This is a genomic window from Paraburkholderia sp. MM5384-R2, assembly GCF_014201025.1.
Taxonomy (GTDB): domain Bacteria; phylum Pseudomonadota; class Gammaproteobacteria; order Burkholderiales; family Burkholderiaceae; genus Paraburkholderia; species Paraburkholderia tuberum.
Map to the genome: position 1 here is coordinate 1 of NZ_JACHDI010000035.1, position 17,335 is coordinate 17,335.

At 57.1% G+C, this 17,335-nt stretch carries 14 protein-coding genes; 2 read left to right on the forward strand and 12 right to left on the reverse strand.

Annotated elements, in window-relative coordinates; translation table 11 throughout:
* Positions 1-557: 557 nt before the first annotated feature.
* Positions 558-1,148: a hypothetical protein gene (locus tag HDG37_RS33975; protein ID WP_184055302.1), complete on the forward strand. Its 591-nt coding sequence runs from the start codon at positions 558-560 to the stop codon at positions 1,146-1,148.
* A gap of 670 nt (positions 1,149-1,818) precedes the next feature.
* Here HDG37_RS33975 and HDG37_RS33980 read toward each other — a convergent pair.
* The 10 genes from HDG37_RS33980 to HDG37_RS34025 form a co-directional block, all read right to left on the reverse strand.
* A complete protein-coding gene (locus HDG37_RS33980) occupies positions 1,819-2,391 on the reverse strand; it encodes a hypothetical protein (protein ID WP_184055304.1) in 573 nt (190 codons plus the stop codon).
* Positions 2,392-2,521: 130 nt separating this feature from the next.
* Complete coding sequence (locus HDG37_RS33985) at positions 2,522-3,484, reverse strand: hypothetical protein (protein WP_184055306.1); 963 nt, start codon at positions 3,482-3,484, stop codon at positions 2,522-2,524.
* Between the two features lie 236 nt (positions 3,485-3,720).
* Positions 3,721-3,918, reverse strand: a complete 198-nt coding sequence (locus HDG37_RS33990) for a hypothetical protein (protein ID WP_184055308.1) — start codon at positions 3,916-3,918, stop codon at positions 3,721-3,723.
* A 117-nt stretch (positions 3,919-4,035) separates the two neighbouring features.
* On the reverse strand, positions 4,036-4,347 hold the full coding sequence (locus HDG37_RS33995) for a response regulator (RefSeq protein ID WP_184055310.1): 312 nt from the start codon (positions 4,345-4,347) through the stop codon (positions 4,036-4,038).
* A complete protein-coding gene (locus HDG37_RS34000; RefSeq protein WP_184055312.1) occupies positions 4,296-5,009 on the reverse strand; it encodes an MEDS domain-containing protein in 714 nt (237 codons plus the stop codon). Before HDG37_RS34000 ends, HDG37_RS33995 begins: the two co-directional genes overlap by 52 nt.
* Before the next feature lie 495 nt (positions 5,010-5,504).
* On the reverse strand, positions 5,505-5,975 hold the full coding sequence (locus HDG37_RS34005) for a 3'-5' exoribonuclease (RefSeq protein ID WP_184055313.1): 471 nt from the start codon (positions 5,973-5,975) through the stop codon (positions 5,505-5,507).
* On the reverse strand, positions 5,972-7,381 hold the full coding sequence (locus HDG37_RS34010) for a hypothetical protein (protein WP_184055315.1): 1,410 nt from the start codon (positions 7,379-7,381) through the stop codon (positions 5,972-5,974). The genes HDG37_RS34005 and HDG37_RS34010 overlap by 4 nt, the downstream gene beginning before the upstream one ends.
* Positions 7,382-7,892: 511 nt before the next feature.
* Positions 7,893-8,873, reverse strand: a complete 981-nt coding sequence (locus HDG37_RS34015) for a TniB family NTP-binding protein (RefSeq protein WP_184055317.1) — start codon at positions 8,871-8,873, stop codon at positions 7,893-7,895.
* A gap of 4 nt (positions 8,874-8,877) precedes the next feature.
* A complete protein-coding gene (locus HDG37_RS34020; RefSeq protein ID WP_184055319.1) occupies positions 8,878-10,293 on the reverse strand; it encodes a Mu transposase C-terminal domain-containing protein in 1,416 nt (471 codons plus the stop codon).
* Positions 10,294-10,834: 541 nt separating this feature from the next.
* The gene (locus HDG37_RS34025) at positions 10,835-11,533 is read right to left on the reverse strand and encodes a TnsA endonuclease N-terminal domain-containing protein (protein WP_184055321.1); all 699 of its coding nucleotides are present in this window, start codon (positions 11,531-11,533) and stop codon (positions 10,835-10,837) included.
* Positions 11,534-12,022: 489 nt separating this feature from the next.
* Between HDG37_RS34025 and HDG37_RS34030 the strand changes: the two genes are divergently transcribed.
* The gene (locus HDG37_RS34030; RefSeq protein ID WP_184055323.1) at positions 12,023-13,045 is read left to right on the forward strand and encodes an IS30 family transposase; all 1,023 of its coding nucleotides are present in this window, start codon (positions 12,023-12,025) and stop codon (positions 13,043-13,045) included.
* A gap of 181 nt (positions 13,046-13,226) precedes the next feature.
* Here the strand turns inward: HDG37_RS34030 and gyrB are convergent, their stop codons facing one another.
* Both gyrB and dnaN read right to left on the reverse strand, forming a co-directional pair.
* Entirely contained in the window at positions 13,227-15,698 is a 2,472-nt protein-coding gene (gyrB, locus tag HDG37_RS34035; protein ID WP_184055325.1) for a DNA topoisomerase (ATP-hydrolyzing) subunit B, read from the reverse strand.
* A gap of 114 nt (positions 15,699-15,812) precedes the next feature.
* The gene (gene dnaN / locus HDG37_RS34040; protein WP_184055327.1) at positions 15,813-16,916 is read right to left on the reverse strand and encodes a DNA polymerase III subunit beta; all 1,104 of its coding nucleotides are present in this window, start codon (positions 16,914-16,916) and stop codon (positions 15,813-15,815) included.
* Positions 16,917-17,335 lie beyond the last annotated feature (419 nt).

Sequence of the window (17,335 nt, forward strand, 5' to 3'; positions counted from 1 at the left end):
CCATTCCATTCCTCGTTTAGTGCGCGACGCCCCTCGCAATCTCACGCCACATAGCTCGCGATGACAAACCTAATTTAGACCGGGACGTAACAAGTGCGATCACATGCGCGAAAGTTGCATCTACCTTAGCCTGATCGATGGCGACCGGATTGCTGCATTCTTCCGTCTTATTCCGCAGAATACGAGATGCGTTTGGCGTTTGAGGATCAGCGCGAACGTGGATCGCAATGGACGTCATCTCGTCGATTGCGGCCAAGTTGCGACCGGTTGCAGATAATTGGAAACTCCGGGCCTCGGCCTACGACGACGCGGCGTGAAACTCGACGCCCGCGCTGGTACGCTGGTGCAGACCCAGCCAGGTGTCGGCGCGCGCTTCACCAAACCACGCCGCAAAACGCGTCCTAGCTAACTTAACGGCGATGCCGACTATGATAGTGTGCGCCGATACGACACCGACATCGGGAAAGAAAATGTCAATAAGAGCGCTTATAGCGGCCGGGCTTCTCGTAGTGACCACGCAGGCGTCGGCATTGTGCACGGCGACCGCACCTGAATCAGTGGACAACTCTTACGGCTATTACGTTGCGCTAACGGATGCATTGGAGCAGGCGAAGGAGGCCAGGGACGAGACCTCTTTCCACGGCGACTCGGTGCCAGCCGTCGAATTTTTGGCGGCTACGAAAATGTCTCAGGCTGGCTTCGCCTGCGCCCGGCGGTACATCGAGGGCTACACGCAATCGAAAAACAAGGGCATCCGGGACTCGGCGCAAAGACTATCGACCGCGCTGCAATCACTGCAGTCAGCCGGACACCTCACGGAGCGAGGCCTTACCGCAGCGATTAACGGTACCAACGTTGCGCAAGGCACCCAGGCGCAGCAGACTGCCAACGCGGTCGTGCTGCTTAACGATGGGTGGCAGGGGCTGTATTTGGGCGTGGCCGCATCCAGCCTCGCCGCTTTCAATTATGACAACAATAACAAACGGTTCGCCGGGGTCGCGCTGTCGGCTGCGCAGCGCGAAGACATCATCCGTCGGCTACAGGCGTTCGGCCCAGGCGTCGAGCATGAGGACCACAGCCCGCCGCTCGAGACTTCGATAGCGATGCTGCTCAATTATTTTCGGAACACGCTAGCGACGCACGGCTAGCGGCGTCCACACGGCGATTAAAAATCCGGCCCGGAAGGCGCCGCGAAGGGATTCTAGCCCGCTTAATGTTCATTCGCCGCCGGCCCCATTGGGGATTGAAAACCGACTTTTCTTCAGAGCTTTCGCTCTGCTACGCTCGACCACGTACTGCCCAAGTTGCGACTCCCGGCGCGCCGCAGAGCACGCGTTACTGATATCGCGAAGCCCATCGATTGTTTTGCGAACGCCAAATATTGGACGTATAGCAAATTTCTCGAGCGAAGACTTGGGCACAAGGCATCCATTCCCAGTGGGCGCGGGTGTGCACCGTCCAACGAACCCTTGAATACCGTTGGGCGGCCTCCCGCCACGCTCCACAGGAGCCGCGTCCTGTCTGTGCAAGGGACGCTTGTCGCGGCGAACAGGACCTTAGATTGAAGGCCCCTTAACTGAATGAAGCGGACCTTCTAACGTCCGCATAGGTGTGCGCGGTCGACCGACCGAAACTGGCCGGACAGAGCCCGATGAGGCGGCAAGCCCGGACTCCCCGGCGGCACATCTTGCAAGACCGTAGCCGCAACCCACGTTGGCCATTTGAGTTGGTGTAGCCTTAACGGCGCCTTTCGAGGTACAACGGCCAGGTTGTCCTCGATACCACCCGCCGTGTCATATTCTCTATAGCGGTTGACTGCTATTGCAGCCAGTCTCGCAACTCATGTGCAGAGCAACTCACGCGCAGACCTTCCCTGACAAATCGCAAGCTCTGCTCATTGCTGGTATAAACCGGGAAAGGTGTGCAAACGACGCCGACAATCTCTTTGAATGCTGAAAAATCGAAGTTGTCCCCCACAGGCTCGCGATTGAGGCCTTCCACAATCGAAGTCCAGTGGGTCACAGCTTCATCAAGCCTAGCTCGTTCATTCTCGACGACGCGGTACGTGCCGCGGTCGTACTCACGGTCGTAGATCCTGCTCTTGCTAGAAACGATCAGCAGTACGCCGTCCCTTGTTGCCAAAGCATCGATGTCTGTGAGTCTTTGGCCGGAACGTCGAAGCGGTCGTCCGCGAAGCTCCCTAATGGCTGGCGCGGGCGCCCAAGGTGACTGATCAACAATCTCTTGACACTGCAATTCAAACGCTGCACCGCGCACGTTGCCCAGCGCTGGCGCCCTGGACATTTCGAGCCTTTGCAAAAACGCGTGGGAGCAGCCAGTAATGTCGAGCAGGTACTGATCGGCGTATTGCCGACAAACGTTGCCAGCCATCAAGGGCCAAGGGGACGCGTTGACTTGGTTGACTCCTGCCAGCCATTCTGCAGCCGTAGTCGACCATCGGAATTCCCGTATTTCTTTTGAGAGGATGGCTGCGACCTCAGGGAGGTAAGCGTCGAATAGGTCATTGAGCCGCCTCGCACCACAGAAGAAATAGCCCTGTTGGAGAACGGATCCGAACGCCCATGGAACCTGTGCGATCAAAGCAGGGCAACATAACGAGTAGCTGGATTAGCGGCGCGACATCGCGCAAGTACTCGGGCGACCCCGCTTCCCCATCAAAAGGCTGCAGAACATTGCGCAAATCCAATGTCTTGAGCATATGGCGCGCCTCAACAGTTACTTCGACTTGAGTGCCATTAGCGTCCGGGTATTGGATCGAGGGATAGTAGCTCGGGTGGCACCCAAAGGACAAGAAGGCAGCCAGACCGAAGCGTTCAGCCGATTCCACAAAATCCGAATAACTTGGCTCGACAGTGGCCAATCCAAGACCCGAACCGAAGAATTCATGTGAGCGGTCGTGCCTTTCATCATATATCGCGAGTGCACTCTCAATATTGGCTGGAGTTCTCGCGACGAGGATCGGCCGACGCGCATCAAGCGTTGCGCCCTTGCCAACGCGTCGATAGAGAATGTGTAGCTGAGAAAGCAGCTTCACGCGACCAACGAACGAAGCGAAGTGACGGATTGCAGCGTCGTCGACCTTGAAGGCGATTCTGGTGACTAACTCGCTCTGATTCTCCTGAGCGAATGAAGACGATACGACTTCCGCAAGAAGTTTGTCGTATCCAATGGTCGTGCCATAACTACCGGAGAAAAAATCGTCGGGCGCTCTTCGCAAATACCATAGCCAGCGCACACCGCCATACCCTGAATGCGCGCGCTCGATATGCTCCTGCGTGGCTGCAATGAATTGCTGGAGATATTCAGCCGCTTCCGCGCCGACAAGCTCCGCTTGGAGCGGCCGATTTTCGTTAAAGATCGCAAGTGCGGTGCCAATCGCGGCCTTACCCGATACGTCGCGCCATCGTCCAGAAACCGCACGGCGGAAAGCGGTAACAGCGGGATCAACAGCGAAGGGAGTCATGCCAAGTAACGTCCATTTAATTATAAGAAGGTCCGGCAAGATGATCCCACGGCCGAAGCGTGTTTGTCAGGTGGCTTGATGTTGAGTTGATTGAATGCTCGCCCATCTTGGGCAGATTTCGACAAATCTGGGGATACGGTTCGTGCGCAAGCAGCCATTCGGAAGAGGTCAACCGGAGGACAACGTGAATGACCCCTCCGGCCGACAGCGCGACCCACACCGTTGATGAGCGAAGGTCAGTTATCTGTGTGAAGCCGCCGCTCCAGTGACTCTGCGTGCGCATTGGCGAACGGCAGGAAATGGCCGACCAGCGCCTTTCGCTTCGTCATACACAGCTTGCACGTCGGTGCCGTCGCTGGTCGGCAGCACGCGACCCAACGCAGCCACTCGACGCTTACCATCGTCAGCGTCTCGTAACGGCGAACTTCAGTCATAGGGGGCCTCCATTCGTCGCTGCGGTCGGTGTCACGACCAACAAAAGGCACCGTTATTCGGGATAAGGCTGCGTTTTGTGCAAACATTAAAACAGCAATCTGCTTTGAAAAGATCCATTACACCGAAGGCCGCTCCCCTGGAAATGCTCCGGTCAGCGCTTCGACCAGTTGCGCAAGCGCAACCGGCTTGACGAAGTGCCGCTCGAATCCTGCTTCGTTCGAACGCCTGTAGTCCTCAGCCTGCCCGTAGCCGGTCAGCGCGAACACCCTCACGGGCGTCGCCGTCTGCTGTGCGCGCAGCGCGCGGGCGAGCTGATATCCGTCCATTCCGGGCAAGCCAATGTCGAGTATCGCGAACGCCGGCGAGAACGCCGCCGCTACCTCGAGCGCGGTCGCAGGATCGGTCGCCGTCGCCACGTGGAAACCCATCTCCTCCTTCGGCGACGCATCTCGTCTTCGAGCGCCGTCGCGCGCTGCTGCGCGAGCGCGAGCCTCGGATGCACGTCCTGCTCGCCCGCGTCTCGCAACGCACGGGTAAGCAATACATGCTGGTGTGCGTCGCAAATGTGACGGAATAACGGCGTATGCTCGGCGCCGATGAACGCCCGGTCCGGATACGCGCAGAAAAGCGAGAACCGGTGCTCGCGGGCGAGTCCGTTCCACAAGTCTTCCAGATGCAGCGCTGCGTCGCCGAGACCCTGCGCGTGCAGGATCGCGACCATCTCGCCGAACGCGTGCACCGGCTGCCCCGCTCGCACGGTCCGCGCGACGAGCGCACCGACCGTCGACATGAAGCGCGCGTCGTCCGGCCACCCGTCGACCATGAAGCCGTCGAGCGCGGCGTGCGCGTCAACGAAAACGGCGTCGTGCGCGCGACGCCTGGCAGTATCGGCCGAATCGAGCCATGACGTCAGCGAGGCAACGTGATCGGCGGTGGCGATCGCAATGGCACTCCCCCCCGCGCCCAGCGCGCGGTGCAGAAACGCGCCGACGTCCTCGATCAATTCGACGTCGGACTCGTAGAACTGGACGAAATGGTTGGAATCGTGTTCGGTGTGCCGAGCCGCAGCCGGCTCTATGCTGGTCGTCATCGTTAAACCGTATGAAAGCTTCCGCTGCGAGCCGCGAGACTCGCGGTCGAACATAGGGGAAAAACTCGCGCGCATCGCTATGAGCCTGCACGAATCATACCCGGCGCCGCATCCGCGTTCGATGAGGCGGGCAAACGCGTTGCGGTGGGAAGCGGGACGACACCGACGTCACTTACAATCCGAAGGGTCCAGCGACCAGAGTGCCGATAAGCCTGACACATCCCGGTAGAAGCCTCGAGTGAGCACATTGAGGTCTCCACGGCCGTCTGACCGATGACGACGCAATAACGGTCACGTGAGTGGCAGACTGGTATCTGCGGCGAAAGGCTGCAGCTGGCCGAACTGAGCCGGACGCGATCTGACATCATCTGTCCAATCAAGTCCAAGCTTCTACAGCTGAACGATGCTGGTGCAGCCGAATCCATGCGCAGCCGCCACGACGCACGTGGCGATGGCGCGCGACTCTGTCTAGGTTTGTATGTCTATACTCATTTACTAGCGATATGCAGCTCTGTTTGCGCGCGCATCATGAAGAGCGTGGTGACGGCCACCATGCACTCGGAAATATTCTTCCTTCGTGACGGGATCAATTCTTGAACTGATAAGCTTTACTTTCCAGCCAGCCGTTCGCTCACTGAGCAGCTCCCACAACAGTTGGAGGTCGATAGGATGGTCATAACAAATCACCGGTCGCTGCTTTTTTCCGGTGAACATCGACATCCAGGCTCGTACCGCTTCGCGCATCGCTCCTTGTTCCAAGACTCGCGCCGGATCCGCGCCCAGTTGGGGCAACACACTGGCCTGAACAAACGCGCTGCAGGAGTTCCTATCTATGTGCGCTTGCTCTGCATAGAACTCAGGCCCGTCCTCAGCGACCATGGCTAAGCTTATCAAGCACGGCGCTTCAATATCGGTAAACTCCGTATCGATGAAGACCCGGCGTTCCCATGGGTGCAAAGTGCTCACGCTCCCCCTCCTGCAGTCTGTGGGTCCGTAGGTCCGAGCGAATACTCTCGATTAATGTTTTCCGACCGGCCGTCAGTAAAAGCCTTAAGCGCTTCTGAAACGAGGTCGATATCTTTACGACGAAAAATGTTTTGACGGCTACCATCAATTCGCGGCCCACAAATCGGCGACACCCCGAGATCAGAAAGAACTGCTACAACCTTTCCAACTGACAGACACATAGCCGCAGCAAGCTCGACCGCGAAAGCATAGTGCTGCTCGAAGTCCGATAGGGCGCCCGACGTGATCAAAGTGACCGATCGTCGACCACGAACGGCAGCACGTCCTTTCAATAAACCCGACTTTACCAAATGGTACGCGACTTCCTGCTTGACATGAAGGTGCGCAGACGCTTCTGGAATGGTCATACCTCCAACGCAACATTGTTGTCGATGCCAATTGAGGAACTCTCCACGCCCAAAAATCGCACCTGCGATACCTCGAGCACTCTCATCCCACCGCCGCAAGTTGATACGTCGCTCTTGTACCGCGTAAATGAGAGATACGAATTCCGCTCGTTGCGACAAAAAGTATTTGCTGACTTCGGCAAACGAGATCTCGCGATCTGGATGCGCTACAACGCGGCCGCCGCCCTTGAGGCTATCGATCAACTCCACCGCCTCGCTACGCCGAAAAAGCGACGTCGAGACCAGCCCATGCGTCACGGTCCTTCGTTCCAGCAGACCAACGTCAGCGAGTTGTTCTACCCGCGATATCGACATTCCAAGAAGCAGGCTCATGCTCCGAAGACCGATTTCGTCCGACAGTTCCTGCTTAAGTGACGACAGAGCGGTCCGTTGGATTAAGGTGAAGTGCCGTCGGACGCCGCCAGACTTTTTGATCTCCATGACACCGACACGCGTGGCCAACGCGTGAAGCGTCGCAGCCCGGATGCCAAGCTGACGAGCGGCAGCAGTTGCCGTTACATATGCCTGGGATTGAATGTCGCTATCTGTTGCCCAACCGCGACGTCGGTCCAGAATGTCCATGGACTCGTCACGCATGTATCCACGGAATCCGTCGAGAAGGAAGTTCAAGTCCGGAGGGAGGTCGTGAAATAGGAATTTCTTCAGTCGGTGCAGGCGAGGTGACGTTACAGCGATACCTCTAATTGATCGCTCTTCCTCGCGCAGGAAGTCGTGAAACTTCAGCGGCCAGTCGGTCAAACGTGAATAGGCAACTGATACAAGCCGGGAAGTTTCCGACAATGTAAGGTTGCGCCACGCTTTGGGTGATAGCATGTACTCGGTCGAATTCGTCGTCGCGCCAAGATGGGAAATCAACGACGCAACGGAAGGTAAACTCAGATCATCGATTGCACTAACTTGTGGCCTGTTGGCGCCCTGCTCGACATCAGTCGCTCTCACAAACGCATGCCAGATATGTTGAGCAGCGTCGACACTAGCGCGACTCGCTTCGACCTGTTTCCATGAGGTAATCTCACTCCCGCAGCGGCATTGCATTGTTGACGCCCGCCTCCAGTAGAGTTTGCTTCCGCATGCAGAGCACGTATCTATCAGCTCTAAGCCGTGTATGTGGCAGGCAACGTATAGTCGATGTTCCCATATCGCTCGCCAGTAAGGCGTCGCCAGCAAGCATGCTACACAGCATCTTGCTCGCCGGCCAAGACAAAACTTTTCATCAAACCCCCGTGGAACTACCGTCGGTGCATCTGATTCGTGGAGCCATTTGGGTACGAATCCAAAAATGGCAGTACCTACGAGTTCACCAAGACGCGGGTGGAGATCATCCAGATGCTGTAACCACTCGACAGCAGGATAGGCATTAGATTCCGCAACTCGCAGAAGAAGCCCCTGCACGCTCTCAAAGGGACGAGCCGGTGGAAGGTTGATCAACGGCGCTTTCACGAACGCTCCTTCAATAACGGCGTCGCGTTCCACGGGTTTGCCCTTGACGACTTGTTGGCGCAAACGGCTCCCCTGGCTGATCCAGACGGCGAAACGAAAACTTCGGGTGGAAGGGATTTAGCTCGTCCTGTCCACCGCGCCAGATCTCTTGAACGAAGGCTTCTTGCAACAAAGCTCGATCGATACTTGGCCGGTTCGCAGCCGCCATTAGCTCGAAGGCCCCTGTCGTGAGCCGTCTCACGTATCCGATGAGGCCGTTCGTCGCCATGTATATTCGGCGCGCAGTTTCACGCTCGGCGAGACCCGAACTCCTTCGACAGGGAAGCATTTCATCCAGAGCGTTCAGGACTGTTCGGAACTCAATCTCTTCGTCTTCGCGCTCAATTGAGAACGGCAGCAGTTCTATTCGAGCCGAAAATCGGCGCCGCAATTGCTCGTTGAGTGTAAGAATTGCAGTTGATCTTGGCAGGCCCATTAGCAGGCAAGGTATTCGCGCATCTTCCACGAAGTTTTTGAGCCAGTCAGCCACAGATTGTGGCGAATTGTGCGCACCGTGATCAAGGAAATGTTGAAGCTCATCAACAATGAGCATCTGGACCTCACACTGGCGAATGAGCACGAGCGCCCGTAATCGCTTGACTTCAGCGTTACCCAGGCTTGCCAATGGATCCCCGAGTGCGACGAGTATCGCCTGCGCTAGGCTCTTTAACGTCGGTGACGTTGGCGTTTCGACGACAAGGATTGGCTTGGTTTGGATACCATCAATTTCTGATTCGGGAAGTATCGACCGAATATAACGAGCAATCCACGTCTTACCGGTGCCAGACTCACCTACAAGAAGGGTATGGCGTGGTTCAGCACCATGTCGCGACAGATCGAGAACGTGCTGTAAGCGTTCAACCACCGCCTTGAATTGCGGATGAGGGATGAGAATTCGCTCCACCTCCCTCACCCGCGCATAGTCGTCATCGACAAAGGATCGATCAATCATGGTGTCACCTTCCGTCCGCAGGACCATTCAGTAACAAGCCGGCAAGCTTTGGCAGCTCGGACACAGGCATGGCAGAGGGCTGCTCAATACGGGACTCTGGTTTTGTACGGGTTGTCTTGCTGGCCGACGTAGCGAATATGTCCACTGCTTCCGTCCCGATACCGCGCCATGCCGCGCTTTTCTGCCGTTTTCGTTGTGATTTGCTCAAGGCAAACTCTGAGACCAGGGTTCTGATTTCGGCTTTCGCACGTGCAAGGGCACTCTGGTCGACGATCCCTTTACCGGTCTCACGCGCTCGTGCACAAAGCAATCGGTGTTGCTCTCGTGTTAGACCGCTTGCGTATTCCTGATCAAGCGCCGACACAATGATAGGGATTTTGGTGTCTGGATCAATGACTGCAATGCGTGAAACATCATCGAAGTACGAGATGATGTCGACCTTGACCCGAGGCCCGTGTTTGCTGCGGATTTGCAGAAGAGCGAGATCGTTGTAACGCAGGTTATCGAGTTCAATACCTTGATGAGACAGCGTTCGGATATGCGTTTCGCCGATCGTGATGTCGATGTCTTCAATGCTCGACGGTAGCACAGGCGGAAAACGAGCCGCTCCAGCAAGCCATTTTTCGTGTGGCGTGGTATTGATTCCTCGATGGAGCGAGCGTGCATAGATGTCGACAATCCAGCGAGTCAGGACATGCAACAGCTGGTCGTAGGTAATCAGCGCCTGTTCCTGCGGATCGTAGTCTTCTCGATGAAACCATCGAGCGAAACTGGTTCCAGGCAGCGCGTGTGCAAACTGAAAGTTCAACGTCTTCAGGAAGCGCTCAACTGCGCCTTTGAACCATGGTTGACGTTTTGGGCAAAACGTCACGATCATGCCGAGTTCGAACGCAACCTTCTTGAGTTCGTCGCTGTGAAATTCCTGCCCATTGTCACAGACAAGTTCACGGATCTTGCCGTGACACGGCCAGTCGTTTTGAAGATCCGGATAGCGATCTCGAAGATCGGCCTTTGGCACTATGGCGTGCCTCAAGCACCGCAGGACAGCATGGACGGACGGGCCCTGAAATCCAACGTGCATACCGACCGGCATCCTTGAATACCGATCAAGTGCGATGGTCACTGTCGGGCGGCCCAAGGGTAAATTTGTCCTCTCATCGATCACAAAGAGGTCCAGAGGCGAGTGATCGATCTCAACACGCTCAAGGATCTGTTCAACATGGACCCCGAGGCCACTTGTACGAAACTTGATCTTCGCGATGCGCTTACCACGGCGGGCCGCCGTTACGTCAAACGAATCGAGGGAACAGATCGCCCGATATACCGTGGCAAGACTCGGCATCGGAACCTTCTCGCTCTCGCTGCGAAATTCGTTTTCGCGGTCTACCCGGTAACGCAGGTCAGCATACACATCAGTCACGGAGCCTCGTTCCCGCGCCATGTATATCGAGTCGATCGATTGTTGCAGCAAGCTCAGGCTGGGAAGGGGTAACCTGCTCCCACCCCCTCTGCGATCGAACCGATCGATCAATGCCCGGTTGTCGCCACCTGCCCGTGAGACGCTGCGAGCCCACCTGTAGACGCTAATAGGACTTGGCGGATGCGGGTCGTTCAGTTCCCTCGCACATTCCCTAATGAGCGGAGCCAGTACAGTTGGCGTCGAGACTATCGGACCCCGAGCGAGCAACATGTCCAAGTACTTTCTTTTCCGAAGAGCCTTCCCTTGGACGAGGTCAGGGAAGGTTGATAGCGGGCGCCCCGGTCGTGAGGACGCTGGATCGCCGACGTTCGTTGCCTCGTCCAGAAAGCGCAGCCGACCAGATTGATATTGCCTCTGCAGCTCTGTTGTCGACGTCACGGTTAGTGCGCCGGTGGCCGCCGCTGTCAGGTGCACTAGGCCTTCGGCCGTGAGATACACGATCCTATGATCTTGGTCATCCACTTCGATGGACACCCCAACTTTAAAAATATAGTTCTTCATCGTTCGGCTCGCGGGTTTGAATGGACAAGGCAGTCGATTCACTCAACGGCTGACGCAGATCGCAGGTCAGCAGATCTTGAGCAAGGAACTGCCAAACGGCTGCGGTGGAACCGAGACGAGCGCTCGCACGTCCAACCGTCAGCAATTGCTCATCGAAGAGTGGTGCGACAGCCAGCCTTCGTTGCAAGCGGGACAACGGTTTGCTTAGGTAGGGGAATAACGTGTTCAGATTAGACAGGAGTGTGCCGCTACGAATCTGAGTGTCCGTCAGAACGCGAAACGGCACGCCGAGTTCGGAAAAATGTTCCCCAATGCGGCGCAGCCGGCTTTCTTCGTCTGGCGCAAGCGCCTTTTCTTCTGGTTTGATCTCAATGAGGAGCAAAGCGCCGCTGGCCAGAGTAAGCTCAAAGTCTGGCGTGTACTTCCGCGTTTTTTCTTCGAACGCGTAATAAATCGAGTATGGTTGTTCGCGATAACTGACTACTCCGCGAGAAAATTCGAAAAGAAACAATGCATCACGCTCGATCAATGACTCGAACGCGACGGTTCTGCCTGATTTTCGGGAAGGAAAACGGCCGCGGAAAGTCCCACCGGTAGGCCGGACGACTTGTCGTGCGGGGATGTGATGACTCCCCTGGCTAGCCGTCGGCCTGACGGCGGCATGCGGTTTGTTTTGCATGATTCGCTCCGCTTGCAAATTAAAAGGGCGCATTAAACCCTCTCAACTTGCGAGATCAGAAAAAATTGGGCGCAAAAACTTGACCGCAGGCGGGGGATTGACGATACTTCGATTGTCCAGATCGGGTAGCGTCAGCTCCCACCAGCGGGGCAAGCTTCCAATAGGGGGTTTGCTCCGTTTTTACATTCAGACCTCCTTTTATTCGCGCCCGTCAAAATCGATGGGCGAGCGCAGTGCTGCTTAAAATTAGCATCTTTTTGCAATGAAGACGTTATTTATTGATTACCGGCCTGCGATTAATAACTATTGCAGTATTTTCTGCTGCGAACCGGTCGCCTTGAGTTTAATTCGCAACGCTTTGCAATTCCAGGAAAATTTCATTTTTTATCGCGCAATCATTTTCACCAGCGCAATGTACAACATTTATTGAATTACAGTTCTTAGTCTCTAGTTCCAAGTGCAACACCTTGAATGAGGTAGGGTGTTGCGATGAAGAAGAACTACAAGCATTTGAGTGCGGAAGAACGCGCGGCGATCATGATCGAACATCGAAAAGGCGGCAGCATAAGAACTATTGCGGGGCTGCTGGGGCGCAGCGCTTCGACCGTGTCGCGTGAACTGGAGCGTAATCGCAGCGCGGACACGCCACGCTACTGTGCGACGCAGGCCGCCTCGGCCTATCGGCTGCGTCGTCGGCGCTGCGTACGGCCGCGCAAGTTGATCGAAGGCAGCGCGCTTTATCGGCATGTGCATGATCACCTGGTCTACTGGCGCTGGTCGCCGCAGCAAATCGCTGCCAAACTGCGGGCCATGTATCCAGACGACCCAAGTCAGCACGTCAGCCACGAGACGCTCTACGCTGCCATTTACACCTATGCACGTGGCTCGCTGAAACCGGCCATGATCGCAGCCTTGCGCCAGGAAAAACCGGCGCGCGGGAATCGGCGCACGACGCTTGCGGGCGGCAGCTATGTTCCCGAGGATTTGCGCATCCAATATCGCCCCGAGCAGATCGAGCAACGGTTGTTGCCAGGGCACTGGGAGGGCGACTTCATCAAGGGTGCGTTTAATCGTTCCGCCGTGGGCACGCTGGTCGAACGCAAGACGCGCTTCGTGATTCTGTGCCGCATGGATGGCTGTACGGCCAAGGATGCGCTGGAAGGCTTCTCGCGGCAAATGAAGAAGTTGCCGGCCTTTCTTCGCGAGAGCCTGACCTACGATCGGGGAACGGAAATGGCCTGCCATGTCGAGCTCTCCAGGCGGCTCAATATCGATATCTGGTTTGCTGATCCGCATGCGCCTTGGCAGCGCGGCAGCAATGAGAACACCAACGGCTTGCTGCGTCAGTTTCTGCCAAAGGGCACAGACCTTTCGACGCTCTCGCAGACCCAACTCAATGACATCGCCAAATTGCTCAACGGGCGGCCTCGCCAGACGCTCGGCTGGGACTCCCCCGAGGAAGCAATGGCTAAAGAGTTAGAGAAGGCCGGATTAGCTAAACGTTGCACTTGACTCTTGAGACTGCCGTTCCCCGGTTGTGTCGGGGTAAGGTTTTTGGCCTCGAAAAAATAAAATAGCCCGGAAGACGTAGGTCGTCGACCGGGCTATAGCATTGCTCTAAATTTTCACAAACACTGAGAAGTAATTTTCATCTCAGTGAGAATTTTTTCACTATCTCTGACAACCTACACCCTCAAACGTCGATATTCCCCGCCCTCAACGCATTCGACTCAATAAAAGCCCTGCGCGGCTCCACATCATCCCCCATGAGCGTAGTAAAGATGCCATCAGCAGCAATAGCATCCTCAATCTGCACCCGAAGAAGACGCCGCACCGCGGGATCCATAGTCGTCTCCCAAAGTTGCTCCGGATTCATCTCCCCGAGGCCTTTATAGCGCTGCTTGGACATATTCCTCTCAGCATCAGCCAGCAGCCACTTCATCGCACTCTTAAAGTCGGTGACAGCCATACTCCGCTCCCCACGCTTGATCACAGCGCCAGAGCCAATCAACCCCTTGAACGTATTTGCGGTCGTCACAAGCTGCTGATAATCCGCAGTCAACTGAAACTCTTCATCGATCACAGAAATCTTCTGATTCCCATGATGCGTCCGCGCGACGCGCAGCGAGCGCAGCTCCCGCACCGGGTCATACATCGTCGTAACGCGCACTTCCGGCTTCAGCGCATCATCCCGCAGCTTCGCCTCAAGCGCGCGAGCCGAAGCTTCGGCCGCCTGCTCGCTGGAGAGGTCGATAACGACGCCATCCATCACCGCCTCGAGCGCACCAGCGTCATACAGCCGACTCAACCGATCAACCACTGCCTGCGCCAACAGATAAGCCCGAGCCAACTCACCCAACGCATCCCCGGTAATCGGAGTCGCACCTTCAGAAGCCACCAACTCCGACCCCTGCAACGCGAGCCGAAGAATATGAGCGTTGACTTCCGACTCATCCTTCAGATACCGCTCATCCTTCCCCGCCTTGATCTTGTATAGCGGCGGCTGCGCGATATAGATATACCCGCGCTCGATCATCTCCGGCATCTGCCGATAGAAGAACGTCAACAACAGCGTCCGGATGTGCGCGCCATCGACGTCAGCATCGGTCATGATGATGATGCGGTGATAGCGCAGCTTGTCGAGGTTGTAATCTTCCTTGCCGATCCCGCAGCCAAGCGCGGTAATCAGCGTAACGATCTGCTCGGAAGAAAGCAGCTTGTCGTAGCGTGCCTTCTCGACGTTCAGCACCTTGCCGCGCAGCGGCAAGATAGCCTGAAACTTCCGATCACGCCCCTGCTTCGCCGACCCACCCGCCGAGTCACCCTCGACGATATAAATCTCCGACTTCGCCGGATCCTTCTCCTGGCAATCGGCGAGCTTGCCGGGCAAACCGACGCCATCGAGCACGCCCTTACGGCGCGTCATCTCACGCGCCTTGCGCGCCGCGTCGCGCGCACGCGCCGCATCGACGATCTTGCCGCAGATGATCTTCGCGTCGCCCGGCGTCTCGAGCAGAAATTCCTCGAGCGCCTTTGCGACCACTTCTTCCACCGGCGCGCGCACTTCCGACGACACCAGCTTGTCCTTCGTCTGCGAGCTGAACTTCGGCTCCGGCACCTTCACCGACAGCACGCACGACAGCCCTTCACGCATGTCATCGCCCGACGTTTCGACCTTCGCCTTCTTCGCGACTTCGTGATCGGCAATGTACTTGTTCAGCACGCGCGTCATCGCCGCACGCAGACCGGTAAGGTGCGTGCCGCCATCGCGCTGCGGAATGTTGTTCGTGAAGCACAGCACATTTTCGTTGTAGCTGTCGTTCCACTGCATCGCCACTTCGACGCCCACACCTTCCTTCTCGCCCATGATGTGGAAGATGTTCGGGTGCAGCACGGACTTGTTCTTGTTGATGTACTCGACAAAACCCTTCACGCCGCCGACGAACGCGAAATCCTCTTCCTTACCCGAGCGCTGATCCACCAATCGAATCCGCACGCCGTTATTGAGGAACGAAAGCTCACGAATCCGCTTCGCGAGAATGTCGTAGTGGTATTCAACATTGCCGAAAATCTTTTCATCGGCCATGAAATGCACTTCGGTGCCGCGGTTTTCGGTGTCGCCGATCACCTGTATCGGCGACGTGGTCACGCCGTCGATCTCTTCGAGCACGCGGTTCTGCGGCACACCACGGTGGAATTCCATGAAGTGCTTCTTGCCGTCGCGGCGCACGGTGAGGCGCAACCACGCCGACAGCGCGTTCACGCACGACACGCCCACGCCGTGCAGGCCGCCCGACACCTTGTAGCTGTTCTGGTCGAACTTGCCGCCGGCGTGCAGCTCGGTCATCACGATTTCGGCGGCGCTGCGCTTCGGATCGTGCTTGTCGTCCATCTTCAGGCCGGTCGGCACGCCGCGGCCGTTGTCGGTGATCGAGATCGAGTTGTCCGCGTGGATGATCACCTGGATGTCGTTGCAATGCCCGGCGAGCGCTTCGTCGATCGAGTTGTCGAGCACTTCGAACACGAGGTGGTGCAAACCGGTGCCATCCGATGTATCCCCGATGTACATCCCAGGCCGCTTGCGCACGGCTTCCAGACCTTCGAGGATCTGGATGGACGAGGCGCCGTAGCTGTTATCGGGCTGCGTATTGTTCGTTTCAGTCATGGATTTTTTCCGGTTCTGCGTTACTGCAAGGTTGCTGCTCTGGACTTTTCAAAACGCCATAAAAACGCCAAAGGGGCGCTGCGCCCCTTGGTGTTCTTCTTGATGTTGGACGCGTCAGATGCGCATCGGCATCACCACGTACTTGAATTCGTCGTTCTCGGGAATCGTGATCAACGCGCTGGAACTGGCATCACCCAGGCTCACCTCCAGCATGTCGACCTTCAGATTCGCGAGCACGTCGAGCAGGTACGTGACGTTGAACCCGATATCGACGCTGTCGCCGTCGTATGCGATTTCCAGTTCTTCCTGCGCCTCTTCCTGATCGGCGTTGGTCGACATGATCTTCAACTGGCCCGGCTCGACGATGCAGCGCACGCCCTTGAACTTATCCGACGTCAGAATCGCCGCGCGTTGCAGCGAACGCTGCAGTTCTTCGCGGCCAATCTGGAATTTGTTCTTGTGCGACTTCGGAATTACGCGCTGGAAGTCGGGGAACTTGCCTTCCACGAGCTTCGACACGAGTTCAACCTGACCGAACGTGAACTTGACCTGCGTCTGCGCGATGTCAATCTTCAGCGTGTCGTCGATGTCTTCGAGCAGGCGCTGCAGTTCGAGAATCGTCTTGCGCGGAATGATCACTTCGTGGCGCGCGAAGGAGCCCTCGATCTTCATCGACGAGAACGCGAGACGGTGACCGTCGGTCGCGACCGCCATCAGCTGATCGCCGTCCACCACCAGCAGCATGCCGTTCAGGTAGTAGCGGATGTCCTGCTGGGCCATCGAGAAATGGACCATGCCGAGCAGCTGGCGGAACGTCTTTTGAGGAACCACCAGGCTCGCGCCGTAGTCTTTGGCCTGAGCGACGGTCGGGAATTCGTCCGCGGCGAGCGTCTGCAGCGCAAAGCGGCTCTTGCCGGATTGCACGGTCAGACGCTTGTCGTTCAGCGTCAGCGTGACCTGGCCGTCAGGCATCGCGCGCAGAATGTCGAGGAGCTTGCGCGCCGCCACCGTGGTCGCGACCGAATCGCCGCCCACGCCGAAATCGGCGCGCGTGGTGATCTGCAACTCCAGGTCGGTCGACAGGAACGATACGTCAGGACCGTTCTTGGTGATCAGCAAATTGGCGAGGATCGGCAACGTATGGCGGCGTTCGACGATGCCGCTCACGGTTTGCAGCGGCCTGAGGAGGTTGTCGCGTTCGGTCTTGACCAGTTGCATAGGGTTCCTTCGTTGGTATAACGGCCTGCACGCCTTACGGGACAAGCTTTTCAGCGCGCAGCCACGGCTCCCCGCCGGCGCCCTGAAAAGCGCCCGACACGGCGTGAAATCCGCCCGTCGCCGCCGGGCGGTTAAACCTGTATTGTGCCTGAAAACGGGACCGCCTCACTAAAATGGGGGCGAGTTCGGGAATAAACAGGTCGATTTTGTAGGGCGTGGTCCGGGCTGCCGCCGACTTGTCGCGCCGCTGCGCGGCGCTACCGGTTCGCAGGCTCGTTTCTCCGCCACTTCTGGCCGGTTGCGCCGCAAATTCGTCACGGGTTTGCCGCGCTTTTTGCGTCGCTTCTGCCTGCTTACCGTCGCGTTCCCTGTCATTTCCCGTTCGGACCCGACAGCGCCGCCGGGTTGTGAGTCCCCTG

Excerpts from the sequence above, each read along its gene's own strand:
- HDG37_RS33985 (WP_184055306.1), bottom strand. The coding sequence starts at position 3,484 with ATGACTCCCTTCGCTGTTGATCCCGCTGTTACCGCTTTCCGCCGTGCG.
- HDG37_RS33980 (WP_184055304.1), bottom strand. The coding sequence starts at position 2,391 with ATGGCTGGCAACGTTTGTCGGCAATACGCCGATCAGTACCTGCTCGAC.
- HDG37_RS34015 (WP_184055317.1), bottom strand. The coding sequence starts at position 8,873 with ATGATTGATCGATCCTTTGTCGATGACGACTATGCGCGGGTGAGGGAG.
- HDG37_RS33995 (WP_184055310.1), bottom strand. The coding sequence starts at position 4,347 with ATGGGTTTCCACGTGGCGACGGCGACCGATCCTGCGACCGCGCTCGAG.
- gyrB (WP_184055325.1), bottom strand. The coding sequence starts at position 15,698 with ATGACTGAAACGAACAATACGCAGCCCGATAACAGCTACGGCGCCTCG.
- dnaN (WP_184055327.1), bottom strand. The coding sequence starts at position 16,916 with ATGCAACTGGTCAAGACCGAACGCGACAACCTCCTCAGGCCGCTGCAA.
- HDG37_RS33990 (WP_184055308.1), bottom strand. The coding sequence starts at position 3,918 with ATGACTGAAGTTCGCCGTTACGAGACGCTGACGATGGTAAGCGTCGAG.
- HDG37_RS34000 (WP_184055312.1), bottom strand. The coding sequence starts at position 5,009 with ATGACGACCAGCATAGAGCCGGCTGCGGCTCGGCACACCGAACACGAT.
- HDG37_RS34025 (WP_184055321.1), bottom strand. The coding sequence starts at position 11,533 with ATGCAAAACAAACCGCATGCCGCCGTCAGGCCGACGGCTAGCCAGGGG.
- HDG37_RS34030 (WP_184055323.1), top strand. The coding sequence starts at position 12,023 with ATGAAGAAGAACTACAAGCATTTGAGTGCGGAAGAACGCGCGGCGATC.